Raw genomic sequence first — 14690 nt, 5'->3', positions numbered from 1 at the left:
GGCTACAGTCCAAAAACCAGCTTGGCAATGATGTTCTTCTGCACTTCGCGCGCGCCGCCATAGATCGTGGACGCGCGAGCGATCAGATAGCCCGACGTGCGGCCGCCGATGTAGTCCGGCCAGTTTTCATCGACCGCCAGATCACCCTGCGGCTCGCCGTGGTCGTCGAAACGCATCACGCGGGGACCGAGTGCGTCCATTTGCAGCTGCGTCACGCGCTGTTGCATTTCCGACCCGCTGATCTTCAGCGCGGAGACGACCGCATCGAGATTGCGCTCGCTCTTCTCTTCCGCAAGGATGCGGAGCACCGACCATTCGAGCGCCAACAGGTCCGCTTCGACCTCCGCGACCTTGCGCGCGAACCCCGGTGTATCGATGAGCCGCACGCCGTCCACCCGCTCCTGCACCGCGATGTCTTTCGCGCGTTGCAGCTCGCGTTTGTTGAAGTACAGGAACGCGCTCGCCGTGCGCTCCTTCTCGAGGAGATACTTCGCATAGGTCCATCCCATGCCGGCCTCGCCCACGAGATGCGACTTCGGCACGCGCACATTCTCGAGGAACACTTCATTCAGGCCCTTGCCGCCCTCGATCGAAACGATCGGACGCACCGTAATGCCCGGTGTGTCCATTTTGACCAGCAGGAAGGAAATGCCTCGTTGCGGCTTGACGGTCGTATCGGTCTTGACGAGGAAGAATCCCCAATCGGCAATCGTTGCGTCGCTGGTCCAGATCTTCTGGCCGTTGATCACATACTCGTCACCGTCGAGCACGGCCGTCGTCTTCAGTCCAGCCAGATCCGAGCCCGCGTTCGGCTCCGAAAAGCCCTGGCACCAGAACTCGTCGCCACGCAGAATAGGCCCGAGAAAACGCTCCCTCTGCCAGTCCGAGCCGAACGCGATGATGACGGGTGCCACCATCTGCGTCGACTGCCAGCCATAGTCCATGGCATCGGCGTTGTACAGCTCTTCCATGAAGATATGCTTGCGCAGCGCGCTCCAGCCGGTGCCGCCATGTTCGACGGGCCAATGGGGCGCACCCCAGCCGCGCTCGTAAAGAATGCGCTGCCATCTGCGGATGTCATCGCGCGCAGGCGGATGCACGCCAACACGCCAGCGGCGTGAAATGTCGGCCGGCGCATGTTCACTGAAAAACGTTCTGACTTCCCGACGAAATGTTTCGTCTTCCTCGCTATAGCCGAAATGCATGCCTGACTCCTGAATCTCTTGCGCCCTCGTTTGTCTGCTCCGTCGCGCCACTGCGCCGCGCTCGTGCGGGTGCTCCACCTAGCGGCCTTTGAAAGCTGGGGCGCGTTTTTCTCTCGCGGCGAGCCGGCCCTCCGCCGCGTCCTCGGAGTTCACCGCGAGTGCCACCGCGTTCAGTTCCTGCGCAAGAAACTCTTCCATGCCACCAGTGTTCAACCTGAACAACTGCTTGGTCAGCCCGAGCGAGAAAGTCGGGCCGGCCGCCAGCTCGCCAGCCAGCTTTTCGACGGCCGCGTCAAGCTCGCCGTCCTCGGCGAGATGACTGGCAAGACCCATATCGAGTGCTTCCTTGCCGCTCAGCCGGCGATTCAGGTACATGATTTCCTTGGCGCGAAACTCGCCGCAATGACGCGCAAGCAGATGCACCATGCCGCCTTCAGGCAAGGTGGCGCGCATCAGGAAGGCGGGAATGAACTGCGCGGTATCGGAAACGATCAGTTGGTCCGCGCACAGCGCAAAGCTCCATGCAATTCCCACGGCAACCCCGCGCACCGCCGCGACCATTGGCTTGTTCAGGTTGTACAACCGAAGCGCGATCTTCTGATACACCGCCATCGATGCGCGCGCGTGCGCCACGCTCATCTGCGGTGGCGCGGCGCCGCTGCCCTTGATGTCGGCGCCGGCGCAAAATGCGCGGCCTGCGCCAGTGAGAATCACCGCGCGAATCTCCGGATCGTTTTCGATGCGATCGAGGTGGCCGAGAATCAAATCAAGCATTTCCGGCGTCAGCGCGTTGAGCTTCTCTGGGCGGTTCAGACACAGCGTCGCAACCGCGCCGTTCAATGTGAGTTCAACATCCATGATGTTCGGATCTTCGTTTGAGTTTGGTTCGTCCGTTCGACGGTCTGCTCAGCTGCCCCGAGCATGCAGGCGGATCATCCCGTCGCCGAACGGCTCGTCGCGGCGCTTGAGCGCTTCTTTCAGGCCAACCGCTTCCATGTCCGCCTTGAACTGCGAGCGGCGCGGCCCCTGGCTCTGGTGGGCCCGCGAGTCGTTTTCCACCGCGAGCCGCTGAAGCGTGCGCGAACCGGCCAGCTCCAGCCCGATGTTGACAATGCGCTTGTTGGCCGCAAGCAGATCGGCATCGACAAACGACAGACGGCGTGCCAACTCGCCCACCTCCGCTTCGAGCTGCTCTGCCGGCACCGCATCCATCACGAGCCCGATCTTCGCGGCGTCGCGGCCCGTCAGCGAGTCGCCAGACAGCAGCAGGCGCTTCGCCCATTGCGGGCCGACGTGATAGAACCACATATGCGCAGGCGGCGAGCCGTTCGCGCGCGTGGCGGGAAAGCCGATCCTTGCGTTGTCGGCGGCGATCACCATGTCGCACGCCAGCGCGAGATCCGTGCCGCCCGCAAGACAGTTGCCATGCACCTGCGCGATGATCGGCTTGTGGATATCGGCCATCAGATTGACCGTCTCCGACTGCCGCTCCATCGACCAGCAGTCATCGTCGAAGCTGCGAATCGTTCCACGATAGTCCCCCGGATCAGCGGCGTCCGCGACCCGATCCGAATACGTCGTCACCAGATCGTAGCCCGCGCAGAAATCGCGGCCAGCTCCCGACAGCACGATCACGTTCACCGATTTGAGGTCGTCGGCTTCGAGCAACGCCGCCTTGAGTTCCTGCAGAAGCGGATTGTTGATGGCGTTGCGCTTGTCCGGACGACTCAGCGTGATATGCGCAACGCGTTCCGCCACTTCAAACTTCACGCATTCCGAAGTTTTCAGCCATTTGGCCATGGTCGATTCTCTCCAATTGAGGCGATTGCCGTTCACTGGGCAAACTGCTTGCGCAGACTTACCTTGCTGATCTTGCCCGTCGGCAGCCTCGGCAATTCGTCGACGAATACAATCGCTTTCGGACATTTGTAGCTCGCAATCAAGCCGCGGCAGAAGTCGATCAATTCGGCTTCGCCCGCTTGCTCGCCACGGCGCAAAACGACGATCGCCTTGACGCACTCTCCCCACTTCTCGTGCGGCGCGCCGATCACCGCCACGTCGATGACTGCCGGATGCTGGAGCAGCGCATCTTCGACTTCACGGCTGTAGATGTTCTCGCCGCCGGAAATGATCATGTCCTTCTTGCGGTCGACGAGGAAAATGTAGCCGTCCTTGTCCTGGTAGCCCATGTCGCCCGAGCGATACCAGCCATCGCGCAGTGCTTCCACCGTCGCCACGCTGTTGTTCCAGTAGCCGCTCAACTGCGTCTGCGAGCGCAGCCAGACCTCGCCGGTCTGGCCTTGCGGCAGATCGTTGCCGTGATCGTCGACGATGCGCAGATCAATGCCGGGGCACGGGCGCCCCACCGATGCGAGACGCCGTACCTGTTCCAGGGACCCGAGCGGCTTGACCTCATGCGCGGGCAACCAGCAGGCGTTGCTCTCGGTCATGCCGTACTGGACCGAAAACACCGGGCCGAGCGCCTGAATGCCGCGCGACAGCAGCGGCGCAGGCACCGGCGCTGCCGCCGTGACTATGTTCTCGATGCTGGACACGTCATAGCTCGACAGTTCGGGCACATCGAGGACCGCCTGAAGCATCGCGGCAACCATGAACGTGAAGGTGATGCGTTCTTCGGCGATCGTTTCGAGCATTTGCTTCGGCTCGAACGCGCGATGTACGACCGTCGTGCCGCCCATCCAGGCCACCGAGTTAACGAAGCCAATCCCACCGACGTGGAACGCCGGCGTCGTCTGTAGCACGCGGGTATTGCCCGAAAACTCCGTCACGAGCGCGCAGCTTTCCGCAGTGACGCACATGGCATGGTGCGTGCGCACGACGCCCTTGGGACGCCCCGTGGTGCCGCTCGTGTACATCAGGTACGCGTAGTCTTCCGGTTTCGAACGGATCGGCGGCCCTTGCACTGGGCCGGCTTTCATCACCGCCTCGAATGAAACGGCCCATTCCGGCGCGTCGCCAATGCAGATGTACTGCTCGATTTCCGGCAGTTGCGAACGCAGCCCGTTCACGACGTCGGCATACTGAGCTTCGAATACGAGCGCTTTAGGCGCCGCATCCTGAAGAATATAAAGAATCTCCGCGGGAGCCAGCCTGAAATTGACGGTTGCCAGAATGAAGCCGGCCCACTCGCATGCACGGTAACTCTCGTAGTACTCCGCGCAATTCATCGCGAGGATCGCAACCCGGTCCTGGCGCCGCAGGCCGCGCTGATATAGCGCTCCCGAAAAGCGGCGTGCACGCTCCGCCAACTGACTGTGCGTCAGACGCCGGTCGGCGTATACGAGCGCCGTGTGATCGGCATGCAAGCGAGCGTTTCGCTCGATCATCTCGCCAAGGGTTCTCATCTCAATCCCGTCGTTGTTTTGTCAGATCGACTGTTAGCCAGCGAGCGTCTGCGGATCGGCCAGCACGGTTCCAATGAATGCGGCGAACCGCGCCGCGTCGGCTCCGTTGATCACGCGATGGTCGTAGCTGAGCGACAGGGGCAGCATCTTGCGCCAGCTGACGCCGCCGTCGTCCGCCGGCGCGGCTGCCAGCCGGGTTTTAGTCACGCCGAGAATCGCCACCTCCGGCGCATTGACGATAGGCGTAAAACCAGTCCCGCCAAAGCCGCCGAGCGAACTAATGGAAAAGCAACCGCCCGACATCTCTGCCATCGATAAACCCTTTTCGCGCGCCTTCTGCGAAATTGCTGCAAGTTCCACCGAGAGTTCTTCGACGCTCTTCCTGTCGCAATCGCGCAGCACCGGCACGAGCAATCCGAAGCGCGTGTCCACGGCGACCCCGATGTGGAAGTACTTCTTCAGAACGATGTTTTTGCCGTCACCGTCGAGCGACGCGTTGAATTGCGGGAACTCCTGCAACGCCCGCACCACGGCTTTGATAAGGAAGACGAGCGGCGTCAGCTTAACCGTCGTGCCCGCCTCGTTACGGGCCTTGCGATAGGTTTCGAGCGACGTAATATCAGCGTCGTCGTGGTGAGTCACATGCGGGATCGTCAGCCAGTTGCGTGACAGGAAGGCTCCTGTGAGCTTCTGGATGCGCGACACCGGCTTGATTTCCACCTCGCCAAATTCGGCGAAATCGACCTGCGGCCAAGGCGGCAGATCCGCGCCGAACGCGGGGACTGCGGCCTCGCCGGGGCCGGTATTCACATTGGACTGCGCTCGCGTAGTAACGGATTCGACACTCATCGCGGATGCCTCTTCGAACGACGGTTGGATAGCGTGACGGCCTGCGGCCAATCAGACGATTTCCGCCAGCACCGTGCCGACGGGATACACCTCGCCAACCTGGGCAACGATGCGCAGCGTGCCCGACGCGGGCGACTCGACTTCCTGAATCGATTTGTCGCTCTCGAGCGCGTAGAGAATCTGCCCTTCGCTCACGGTTGCGCCATCGTCCGCCAGCCATTCGGCTAGCGTGCCTTCGTTCATGGAAAAGCCCAGTTTGGGAAGCAGAACTTGTGTGGTCATGACCTTGCTCTATTGATGATGGAATTCCGGGTGCTCGTGCTTGTCATTTCAGTGTCGCGCGAACCGCCGATTCGATTTCGGCCACGCCCGGTACGAACGCATCTTCGAGTGGCTTCGAGAACGGCACGGGGCAGAATTGCGCGCCCACTCGCTGCACGGGCGCCTTGAGCTCGCGAAACAGGGCTTCGTAGATACGGGATGCGATTTCCGCACCCACGCCGAACGGTTTGACGGCTTCGTGCACGACAACGGCGCGCCCGGTTTTTGCAACCGAAGTCAGGATAGTGTCGGTATCCAACGGAGAGACAGTGCGCAAATCGATCACTTCGCAGGCGACACCCTCTTTCGCCAGCACTTCGGCAGCAGCCATGGCTTCCTGCACGCGGCGGCTGTAGCTGATCACCGTCACGTCGGTACCCGTGCGAATCACGTTGGCTTTGCCAAGCGGAATCGCCACGCCGCGCTCCGGCGCACTGCCCGGGTTCCAGTAGGTCGGCATGTTCTCGATGAATAGGCAGGGGTCGTCATCGCGGATGCAGGACAGCATCAGGCCATACGCATCGGCAGGATTCGACGGTGTGACGACCTTGATGCCGGCAACGTGCGCAAACCAGGCCTCGAGGTAGTCGGCATGCTGGCCACCCGTGCCGAAGCCCGCACCCGTCATGGTGCGGATGACGATCGGCACATGGGTCTGTCCGCCCGACATGAACCGCAGCTTCGCGGCGTGATTCACGATCATGTCCATCGCGACGGTCGTGAAGTTCATCAGCATGATTTCCGCCACAGGACGCATCCCGACCATCGAAGCGCCGATTGCCGCACCGATGATGGCCTGCTCCGAAATCGGCGTCGAACGCACCCGCGACGTACCGTATTTCGACGACAGTCCCTTCGTTACGCCGACAATGCCGCCTTCCTGGCCGTCGGCAACGTCTTCGCCCAGCACGATTACGTTGGCGTCGGCGGCCATCGCGTCGTCGAGCGCGAAGTTGACCGCCTGGATGGTGTTGATGTTGGTTGGCTGCTGGCTCATGCAAGCACCTCGTCCTTGAAGATGTCGCGCCGAAGCTCCGCGACATCGGGATATTCGCTCGACAGCGTGAATTCGACCGCAGCGTCGATCTGCGCCTCGTGTTCGGCTTCCATCGCAACCAGTTGCTCCTCGGTCGCATGCTTTGCATCGATGAGCCACTGACGGAACAGCGGCACCGGATCCTTCGCGACCCAGGCGGCCTTTTCGTGCTTGTCCATATAGGCGTCCGGGTCGCCGAACACGTGCCCCTGAAAGCGGAACGTGTTCGCTTCGATCAGCGTCGGGCCGCCGCCGTTGCGCGCGCGCTCGACCGCCTCACGCGCCGCTCTGTGCATCTGAATCGGATCGTTGCCGTTCACCGTCATGCCGGGCATCTGGTACGCGACGGCGCGCTGGGCGATGTTCGGCACGGACGTGCCATACGCGTATTTGGTGTGCTCGGCATAGCCGTTGTTCTGGCAGACGAAAATCACCGGCAACTTCCACACGGACGCCATGTTCAGCGACTCGTGGAAGGCGCCAATGTTTGACGCGCCGTCACCGAAGTAGGCCACGGTCACGCGCGGCTCACCACGAATCTGCGCTGCGAGCGCAAGCCCATTTGCGATCGGCATCGAACTGCCGACAATGCCTGTCGTCACCATGACGCCCGACGCGGGATGCGTGACGTGCATCGGGCCGCCCTTGCCTTTGCACGTGCCCGTTACTCGCCCTCCGAGCTCAGCCCAGAGTTCCTTGAGCGGCACACCTTTGGCGATCATGTCGTGGACGCCGCGGTAGATCGTGCAGATGTAGTCGTCGTCGGTGAGACACACCGACATCGCCGACGGAATCACTTCCTGGCCGCGCGGCGAGTAGTACGGCATCACCAGCTTGCCGGCCTTGATAACGGCACGAAAGCGCTCATCGTTTTGCTTGATGAGCGCCATGCGCCGGTAGATGTCGACCAGGACTTCGCTGCTGGGCGGCTGATAGGCATTCATTCGTCACTCTCCTGTGTCACCAGATCTTTTGCGCGCCGCTCGCATGCAGCGCCGCGATGTAACCGAATACGAACGATGCGCCGATGCTGCTGCCGGCGCCCGGATAACAGCGGCCAACCACGGATGCCGTGCAGTTGCCGGTGGCGTACAGCCCAAGGATTTGCGAACCATCGTCCTTCAGCACACGTCCGAACTCGTCGGTCACGAGACCGCCTGCGGTGCCCACATCCCCTGGATACATGCGCACGGCGTAGAACGGCCCTTCCTCGATCGGCCCGAGATTGGGGTTCGGTTTGATGGTCGGGTCCCCATGACAGCGATCGAATGCGCGCGAGCCGCGACCGTAATCTTCGTCGACGCCCGTTTCGCAGAAGCCGTTGAAGCGCTTGACGGTCTCGAGCAGCCCAGCCCGGTCGATACCGCATTTCGCGGCCAGTTCTTCGAGCGTGTCAGCCTTGATCATGTACCCACTGTCGAGCCACCTCTGCGGAATCTGACCCGGCATCGCCGTGCCCCACGGGTAGTACTTACGCTGCCGGCTGTCCATCACGACCCACGCGGGAACGGCCTTACCCGTCTGCCTGTGACGCTGGTACATGCGTTGACCGATTTCCATGTACGCTCCCGCTTCGTCGCAAAAGCGCTCGCCGTCCTGATCGACCATGATCGAAAACGGCAGCGACAGGTCGAGGTGATGCATGAACGGCAGCGGCGAGCCATCCGGCGCGCGTGCACCTTCGGGCAGTTCCTCGTTCGGACCGAGCGACGTCACGACCCACCACGCTTCCTCCATGCAGTCCACTGCGCCGCCGAGCGCGATTGCGGCTTGCAGGATTTCACCGGTATCGCCCGGATTCGCATTGGTCCAGTCCGCGGACGACGGCTGCGGCTGGTACTTGCGGCGCATTTCTGCGTTGTGTGAAAAGCCGCCGGTATTGAGCAGCACGCCCTGGCGAGCGCGCACGCGCAACTCACGGCCGCTGCGCACCGCGACGATGCCGACCACGCGCCCTTCTTCAACGATAAACTCTCGCACCGGCGTGTCCGTCCAGATCGGCACGTTCGCGCGGAGCGCCATCTGGAGCATGCGCCCCTGAATCGCCGCGCCGTTGGCCACGAGCTCCTTGCCGGTGATCTTCTGGTAGAGCATGCGGCCACCCAGTTGCATCGCCTTGCGCTTGCCGCCCCACGTCCGCTTCATCAGAAACAGTGTCGGGTACTCGTCCGAGTTGGCAGGCATCGACGGGCCCTTGTAGCGCGACAAACGCGGCGCCCACTCGCCCAGCTCCTTTACGTCGAAAAGCTTTGCCAGCAGCGAACGACCACGCGGCTCGCCGCCGGGCAGCGTGTCGTAGTAGTCGGACCAGCCGTCGGCGTACACGAACTGCATCCCCTGCTGCTCGAGAAACTCAGCCATCTTCGGCCCGGTGCGCAAGTAAGCCTCGCGTCGCGCATTCGACGTACCCGGGCCTTGATACGTTACCGCGGCGTCGAAGTACTGGCGTGCGCGCTCATATGAATCGCTTACGCCGTGGCGCTTCATCACGTGATTGTTCGGGAGCCACCAGACGCCGCCCGAATATCCGGTCGAGCCACCGACCTTCGCCTGCTTCTCGATGATGAGCACTTCCTTGCCCACCGACCTGCAAGCAAGCGCCGCACACATCGAACCGCCGCCGCTGCCGACCACCACGAAGTCGTAGGTTGCGTCCCAGCTCGTCGACATCACTCCTCCCGCGCGATGAAATCGCGCAGCGCGCGATGGAAGTTCGATACCGACGTTTCCTGCAGCGGATTCGTGCGCGAACCCTTGAAGCCGCGCGACTTCATGCCCTGCTGCACGTTGGTCATGTTCTGGAAGTCCTGCCACAGGATCAGGCCGAAGTTCTCATGTGCGTTCTCCTTCCAGTCATCCACGCCGTAATAGAACTCACGCTTTAGCGGCGGCTCCGCGCCCGGCGCGAAGCGCTGCAGCGACCAGATGTCATAGATGCACGAATCGGGGTTATCGCCATCCGGCCGTGCGCGGTAAAACAGCGCGCCGTCTGGATACGGCAGAAATATGAGGTTCGGGAAGACGTGCCAGTCCGCTCCCGCGCGACCCAGTTGCTCGAAAGAGACCTCGGGCCAGCCCGCGCCTTCCGCGATGGCCGCTTCGCGCTGAAAATCCATCGCCTTTGCGAGGACTTCGAACTGGTTACCCGATGGAGACATCTCGGTCATCAGCCGCTTCGCCGCTTCGTAGTCGCGCGCGGTATTGATCGCCTTCAGCGTTTCTTCCATGACACGGAAAAAGTTCACGAGACCCTGGCGTACGTCCTCTGGCATCGGCTTGCCGGTTCTCGGCGAAGGCGCGCCGATCATCCGCGTGGCCGTCGCGTAGCCGAACATGCCGTGACGGCCGTAGGCGAAGCTGCGCGTGACGTCGTCTCCGGCGACGTCCAGCAGTTGAGGATGGGTTGCCGCTACGTGATAACCCTCGTTGAACGCTTCGAGTGCGACCTTCCAGTTACACGGCAGACGAATCGACTTGTACCAGCGGTAGCGCATCTTCTCGAACTCGAAGCAGTTCGTGATTTCCGGCACCGGATCGAGAAATTTAGCGAGCGGCTCGGCGTTCGGATCCATGTTGACGAAAACGAAACCGCCCCACGTGTCCACCTGAACATCGGTGAGATGCAGATCACCGTCGGTCATATCCGGGCAGCCGGCCCAGTCATCGCGATCGAGCACGCGCGCCACGCTGCCATCCAGATTCCACTGCCAGCCGTGATAGGCGCAGTGAAATTTCGCGGCCTTGCCGCAGCCGTTGGTCAAGCGGCGGCCACGATGCTGGCAGACGTTGAAAAAGGCCTTGATCTGATCCGCCGCCGTTCGCACCACAATGATCGACTCGCCGGCCACGTCGAAGGTGACGTAATCGCCGGCGTTGGGAATCTCTTCCAGCCGGCAGGCAACCTGCCACACGTGCGGCCAAAGGCGCTCGTTCTCCCGCTCGAGAAATTGCTTCGACAGGTAACTGTCCTTCGGGACAAAATCGAGGCGGACAGTGTGTTCACCCGAATTGGGACCTCTGTTACCCATTGATATCTCCTTCGTGATGTGGCCGGCGTAGGCGCCGGTTCCGGCTTTTTATCTGGCGGCCGCGCGGTTGGCGGTCTATATGCAACTATATGTTCAATTTCTATGAACGGCGTTCAGATGCTAGGCTGACGCGCGGATTGCTGTCAATCCGGGCGAACGTCAATCGAGCGCAGCGGTCAGCGCCGGGACAGCGTCGAAGAGATCGGCGGTGAGACCGTAGTCGGCGACCTGAAAGATCGGTGCCTCGGCGTCCTTGTTGATCGCGACGATGACTTTCGAGTCCTTCATGCCGGCGAGGTGCTGAATGGCCCCCGATATGCCCACCGCGATATACAACTGAGGCGCGACGATCTTGCCCGTCTGACCGACCTGATAGTCGTTCGGCGCGAAGCCCGCGTCGACCGCCGCACGCGACGCTCCGACCGCGGCGCCAAGCTTGTCCGCAAGCGCGTCGAGCAGCCTGAAGTTGTCGCCGTTCTGCATGCCGCGCCCGCCCGACACCACAATGTTCGCTGCGGCAAGCTCCGGCCGGCTCGACTTCGTGAGTTCCTGCCCGACAAAACGGGCCTTGTCGAAAGCCGGTGCCGACGCAACCGCGCATAGCGGCGCGGTGGCCGAGCCGGTGGATGCGGCATCGAACGCGGTCGGACGAATCGTGATGACCTTGATCGGGTCGGAGGATTGCACCGTTGCGAGTGCATTGCCGGCATAGATCGGGCGCACGAAAATATCAGGTGCCTTGAACGCAACGACATCGGAAATCTGCGCGCTGTCGAGCAACGCGGCCACCCGGGGCATGAAGTTTTTGCCCACGGCCGTGGACGCTGCGATCACATGTGTATAGGTGCGGGCCAGTGAAACGACTAGTGCGGCGAGATTTTCCGGCAACCCGTGCGCGTATTCGGGTGCATCCGCGACGAGCACTTCGGCGACGCCGGCGACGTTCGCAGCTTGTTGCGCGACGGCCGACGCGCCGTGGCCCGCCACCAGTACATGAATCTCGCCGCCCGCTGCGCCCGCCGCCGTGATGGCGTTGAGCGTGGCGCGCTTGAGGGTTGCGTTGTCGTGTTCGGCGATTACGAGAGTCGTCATGATCAGATCACCTTCGCTTCGTTTCGAAGCTTTTCAATCAGCGCTGCAACGTCCGGAACCATCACGCCGCCCTTACGCGCCGGCGGCTCGGTCACTTCGAGAATCTTCAGTCGAGGCGCGACGTCAACGCCCAGCGCCTCGGGGCTCAGCGTCTCCAGAAGTTTCTTCTTGGCTTTCATGATGTTGGGCAGCGTCACGTAGCGCGGACTATTGAGGCGCAAATCCGTCGTGACCACGGCCGGCAGATCGAGCGCGATGCGTTCGAGCCCGCCATCGATCTCACGCGTGACGAGTAGTTGTTGACCGTCCACTTCCGTCTTGAACGCGAACGTCGCTTGCGGCCAGCCGAGGATTGCGGCGAGCTTCTGCCCGGTTTGGCCAGCGTCGTTGTCGATGGCCTGCTTGCCGAGCAACACCAGTTGCGGGGTTTCCCGTGCGGCCACGGCGGCCAGCAGCTTGGCAACTGCGAGCGGCTGCAGATCTTCATTGCTCTCCACGAGCACGGCGCGATCCGCCCCCATGGCGAGTGCGGTACGCAGTACCTCCTGTGATTGCGCGGTTCCCGCCGATACCACGACGACTTCACTCGCCACGCCCGCTTCCTTCAGGCGCACCGCCTCCTCCACCGCGATCTCGTCGAACGGGTTCATGGCCATTTTCACGTTGGCCAGATCGACGCCCGAGCCGTCTGATTTCACCCGAGGTTTCACGTTGTAGTCGATCACGCGCTTCACCGCGACCAGTATCTTCAATTTGACGCTCCGAACGCTTTGTTGAACAATGTTCCATATTCTGAACTCACCTTTTTGCCCCTGTCAACGAGAAGAATGAGGAAAGCGTCGCTCGACAAGGAATTCGACGCTCTCGTTCAACACCCTGGAGACGACAAATGAAGCTTTATCGATGCGAGCGTTTTGAAGGCATTGCGGGCCTGGCGTTATGCGAGGAACCCGATCCGGCGCCGCCCGGCGCTCATCAGGTACTGGTGCAGGTCAATGCCAGTTCGCTGAATTTCCGCGAGCTGCTGCTGATGAACGGTGCATTTCGCGACTGGATGGCACCCAACTTCATTCCGGCCTCGGACGGCGCGGGCGTCGTGCTTGCCGTCGGTCCGGGCGTACGGCGCTTCAAGCCCGGCGACCGAGTGATCGCCAATTTCGCGGAGAACTGGCACGGCGGCGCGCGCCCGCAACACGCAGATACCCTAGGCCGCGGCGCTATTGTCGAAGGTATGCTCCGCGACAAGGTCGTACTAAGCGAGGAGGAGCTGGTTGGTGCTCCGCCTCATCTTTCCGACGAGGAAGCCGCAACGCTGCCTTGCGCCGCCGTCACCGCCTGGAACGCGCTATGCCAGCATGCGCCCCTGCTGCCGGGCCAAGCCGTCCTCGTGCAAGGCTCCGGCGGCGTATCGATCTTCGCTCTGCAGTTGGCACGTCTGTTCGGCGCGCGCGTGATCGCTACCTCGTCGAGCGAAACGAAGCTCAAGCGCCTGACCGAGCTCGGTGCCGACGCCACGATCAACTACCGCGACACGCCGAATTGGGACGACGCCGTGCTGAGCCTGACCGATGGCCGTGGAGTCGATCTGGTCGTCGAGGTGGGCGGCGCGCAAACATTCGGCAACTCCGTTGCTGCCACACGGGACGGCGGGCGGATCAGCGTCGTGGGGCTGCTGACCGGCGCCCCTTCTCCCGGCGAAGGGTTCTTCACGCGCGGGGTATCGATCGCGCCGATCCGCGTCGGCTCCCGTCAGGATTTCGAATCGATGAATCGCGCAATCGCATTGCACGAACTCAGGCCGGTCATCGACTCTGCTTACGACTTTGCGCATGTGCCGGATGCGCTGCGGCACCTCGAAAGCCAGAAGCATTTCGGCAAGATCGTCATTCGCCACCAGTAATCAGCCTTCGCATGATCCACGGAGTCAGACTATGAAACTGTTTTCACTGGAAGGACAGATTGCGCTCGTCACCGGCGCGTCGCGCGGTCTCGGCTTTGCGATGGCGTCCGCGTTGGCATCAGCGGGTGCGGCCGTGATCCTCTGCGCGCGTTCGCGCACAAGCCTCGAAACCGCCGCGGAATCGATTCGCAAAGCGGGCGGCGACGTCGATATCGAACCGTTCGACCTCACCGATCGGAACGCAATCCGAAAAGGCGTTCGCAACGTCCTTGCGCGCCACGGACGCATCGACGTACTGCTCAACAACGCGGGCATTTGCGAGTGGAGCGATTTTTTCGAGTCGAACGTAGACATGTGGCAACGAACGATGGATACCAACGTCACGGCCGCATACCTGCTCGCGCAGGAAGTGGCGCGCCCCATGATCGAACGCGGACACGGACGCATCATCAACGTCGGGTCGTATGTGTCGGTGCTCGGCCGCGAGAAGCTTCAAGCGTATGTGGCGAGCAAACACGCCGTTGCCGGACTCACGAAATCGCTCGGCGCAGAGTTGGGTCGGCACGGCGTTCGTTGCAACGGCATCTGCCCCGGCTACTTCCTCACCGATATGGCCGAGCCCGTTACGTCGAATCCGCAAATGAAGGAGATCGTGCGCTCGCATATCTCCGTTGGCCGCTGGGGAAACCCCGAAGAACTCGGTGGCGTCGCCGTGTTTCTCGCCTCCGAGGCAAGCTCCTACGTGAACGGGCAAATGCTGATGGTCGACGGCGGGGTTTCGGAGATCCTGAGCTTCCCGATGTCCGTCGTGTAGAAAAGCGAGAGGCGCTCGCCCTAACGCGCCGATTGAGTTGAACACAGACTGGCCCGCTATCCCGGCGGATCGCGGGCCAG

Annotated in this window: 14 protein-coding genes; 2 read left to right on the top strand and 12 right to left on the bottom strand. The window is 62.1% G+C overall.

Annotation, left to right across the window (positions count from 1 at the left end):
* Positions 1 to 2: 2 nt before the first annotated feature.
* From OKW43_RS35965 to OKW43_RS35910, 12 genes are all read right to left on the bottom strand, one after another.
* A complete protein-coding gene (locus OKW43_RS35965) occupies positions 3 to 1205 on the bottom strand; it encodes an acyl-CoA dehydrogenase family protein (RefSeq protein WP_429453231.1) in 1203 nt (400 codons plus the stop codon).
* 78 nt (positions 1206 to 1283) lie between these two features.
* Entirely contained in the window at positions 1284 to 2063 is a 780-nt protein-coding gene (locus OKW43_RS35960; protein ID WP_429453229.1) for an enoyl-CoA hydratase/isomerase family protein, read from the bottom strand.
* Positions 2064 to 2111: 48 nt separating this feature from the next.
* The gene (locus OKW43_RS35955; protein ID WP_429453227.1) at positions 2112 to 3005 is read right to left on the bottom strand and encodes a crotonase/enoyl-CoA hydratase family protein; all 894 of its coding nucleotides are present in this window, start codon (positions 3003 to 3005) and stop codon (positions 2112 to 2114) included.
* 32 nt (positions 3006 to 3037) lie between these two features.
* On the bottom strand, positions 3038 to 4570 hold the full coding sequence (locus tag OKW43_RS35950) for a class I adenylate-forming enzyme family protein (protein ID WP_429453225.1): 1533 nt from the start codon (positions 4568 to 4570) through the stop codon (positions 3038 to 3040).
* Between the two features lie 33 nt (positions 4571 to 4603).
* Complete coding sequence (locus OKW43_RS35945; protein ID WP_429453223.1) at positions 4604 to 5419, bottom strand: 2-oxo acid dehydrogenase subunit E2; 816 nt, start codon at positions 5417 to 5419, stop codon at positions 4604 to 4606.
* 51 nt (positions 5420 to 5470) lie between these two features.
* On the bottom strand, positions 5471 to 5701 hold the full coding sequence (locus OKW43_RS35940; protein ID WP_018425497.1) for a biotin/lipoyl-containing protein: 231 nt from the start codon (positions 5699 to 5701) through the stop codon (positions 5471 to 5473).
* A 43-nt stretch (positions 5702 to 5744) separates the two neighbouring features.
* Positions 5745 to 6737 (bottom strand): alpha-ketoacid dehydrogenase subunit beta, encoded by a 993-nt coding sequence (locus OKW43_RS35935; RefSeq protein ID WP_429453221.1) that lies wholly within the window; start codon positions 6735 to 6737, stop codon positions 5745 to 5747.
* Positions 6734 to 7720, bottom strand: a complete 987-nt coding sequence (locus OKW43_RS35930; protein WP_429453219.1) for a thiamine pyrophosphate-dependent dehydrogenase E1 component subunit alpha — start codon at positions 7718 to 7720, stop codon at positions 6734 to 6736. Before OKW43_RS35930 ends, OKW43_RS35935 begins: the two co-directional genes overlap by 4 nt.
* Before the next feature lie 16 nt (positions 7721 to 7736).
* Complete coding sequence (locus tag OKW43_RS35925) at positions 7737 to 9446, bottom strand: FAD-binding protein (protein WP_429453217.1); 1710 nt, start codon at positions 9444 to 9446, stop codon at positions 7737 to 7739.
* Positions 9446 to 10804 carry an aromatic ring-hydroxylating oxygenase subunit alpha gene (locus OKW43_RS35920; RefSeq protein ID WP_429453215.1) on the bottom strand — a complete coding sequence of 453 codons (1359 nt, stop codon included), beginning with the start codon at positions 10802 to 10804 and terminating at the stop codon, positions 9446 to 9448. Before OKW43_RS35920 ends, OKW43_RS35925 begins: the two co-directional genes overlap by 1 nt.
* A gap of 159 nt (positions 10805 to 10963) precedes the next feature.
* Positions 10964 to 11896 (bottom strand): electron transfer flavoprotein subunit alpha/FixB family protein, encoded by a 933-nt coding sequence (locus OKW43_RS35915; RefSeq protein ID WP_429453213.1) that lies wholly within the window; start codon positions 11894 to 11896, stop codon positions 10964 to 10966.
* 2 nt (positions 11897 to 11898) lie between these two features.
* Complete coding sequence (locus OKW43_RS35910) at positions 11899 to 12648, bottom strand: electron transfer flavoprotein subunit beta/FixA family protein (protein ID WP_429453211.1); 750 nt, start codon at positions 12646 to 12648, stop codon at positions 11899 to 11901.
* A 137-nt stretch (positions 12649 to 12785) separates the two neighbouring features.
* On the opposite strand from OKW43_RS35910, the gene OKW43_RS35905 reads away from it, so the two are divergent.
* Complete coding sequence (locus OKW43_RS35905) at positions 12786 to 13796, top strand: zinc-dependent alcohol dehydrogenase family protein (RefSeq protein ID WP_429453209.1); 1011 nt, start codon at positions 12786 to 12788, stop codon at positions 13794 to 13796.
* A gap of 31 nt (positions 13797 to 13827) precedes the next feature.
* Positions 13828 to 14610: a glucose 1-dehydrogenase gene (locus OKW43_RS35900; RefSeq protein WP_429453207.1), complete on the top strand. Its 783-nt coding sequence runs from the start codon at positions 13828 to 13830 to the stop codon at positions 14608 to 14610.
* Positions 14611 to 14690: the final 80 nt, after the last annotated feature.

This window comes from Paraburkholderia sp. WC7.3g, assembly GCF_050436345.1.
GTDB classification, from domain to species: Bacteria; Pseudomonadota; Gammaproteobacteria; order Burkholderiales; family Burkholderiaceae; genus Paraburkholderia; species Paraburkholderia podalyriae.
The sequence above is the reverse complement of the archived record's forward strand: the minus strand, read 5'-3'. Positions and strand labels throughout refer to the sequence as shown.

Coding starts and splice junctions, on each gene's coding strand:
- OKW43_RS35950 (WP_429453225.1), bottom strand. CDS start 4,570: ATGAGAACCCTTGGCGAGATGATCGAGCGAAACGCTCGCTTGCATGCC.
- OKW43_RS35945 (WP_429453223.1), bottom strand. CDS start 5,419: ATGAGTGTCGAATCCGTTACTACGCGAGCGCAGTCCAATGTGAATACC.
- OKW43_RS35935 (WP_429453221.1), bottom strand. CDS start 6,737: ATGAGCCAGCAGCCAACCAACATCAACACCATCCAGGCGGTCAACTTC.
- OKW43_RS35905 (WP_429453209.1), top strand. CDS start 12,786: ATGAAGCTTTATCGATGCGAGCGTTTTGAAGGCATTGCGGGCCTGGCG.
- OKW43_RS35900 (WP_429453207.1), top strand. CDS start 13,828: ATGAAACTGTTTTCACTGGAAGGACAGATTGCGCTCGTCACCGGCGCG.
- OKW43_RS35930 (WP_429453219.1), bottom strand. CDS start 7,720: ATGAATGCCTATCAGCCGCCCAGCAGCGAAGTCCTGGTCGACATCTAC.
- OKW43_RS35960 (WP_429453229.1), bottom strand. CDS start 2,063: ATGGATGTTGAACTCACATTGAACGGCGCGGTTGCGACGCTGTGTCTG.
- OKW43_RS35940 (WP_018425497.1), bottom strand. CDS start 5,701: ATGACCACACAAGTTCTGCTTCCCAAACTGGGCTTTTCCATGAACGAA.
- OKW43_RS35920 (WP_429453215.1), bottom strand. CDS start 10,804: ATGGGTAACAGAGGTCCCAATTCGGGTGAACACACTGTCCGCCTCGAT.
- OKW43_RS35915 (WP_429453213.1), bottom strand. CDS start 11,896: ATGACGACTCTCGTAATCGCCGAACACGACAACGCAACCCTCAAGCGC.
- OKW43_RS35925 (WP_429453217.1), bottom strand. CDS start 9,446: ATGTCGACGAGCTGGGACGCAACCTACGACTTCGTGGTGGTCGGCAGC.
- OKW43_RS35955 (WP_429453227.1), bottom strand. CDS start 3,005: ATGGCCAAATGGCTGAAAACTTCGGAATGCGTGAAGTTTGAAGTGGCG.
- OKW43_RS35965 (WP_429453231.1), bottom strand. CDS start 1,205: ATGCATTTCGGCTATAGCGAGGAAGACGAAACATTTCGTCGGGAAGTC.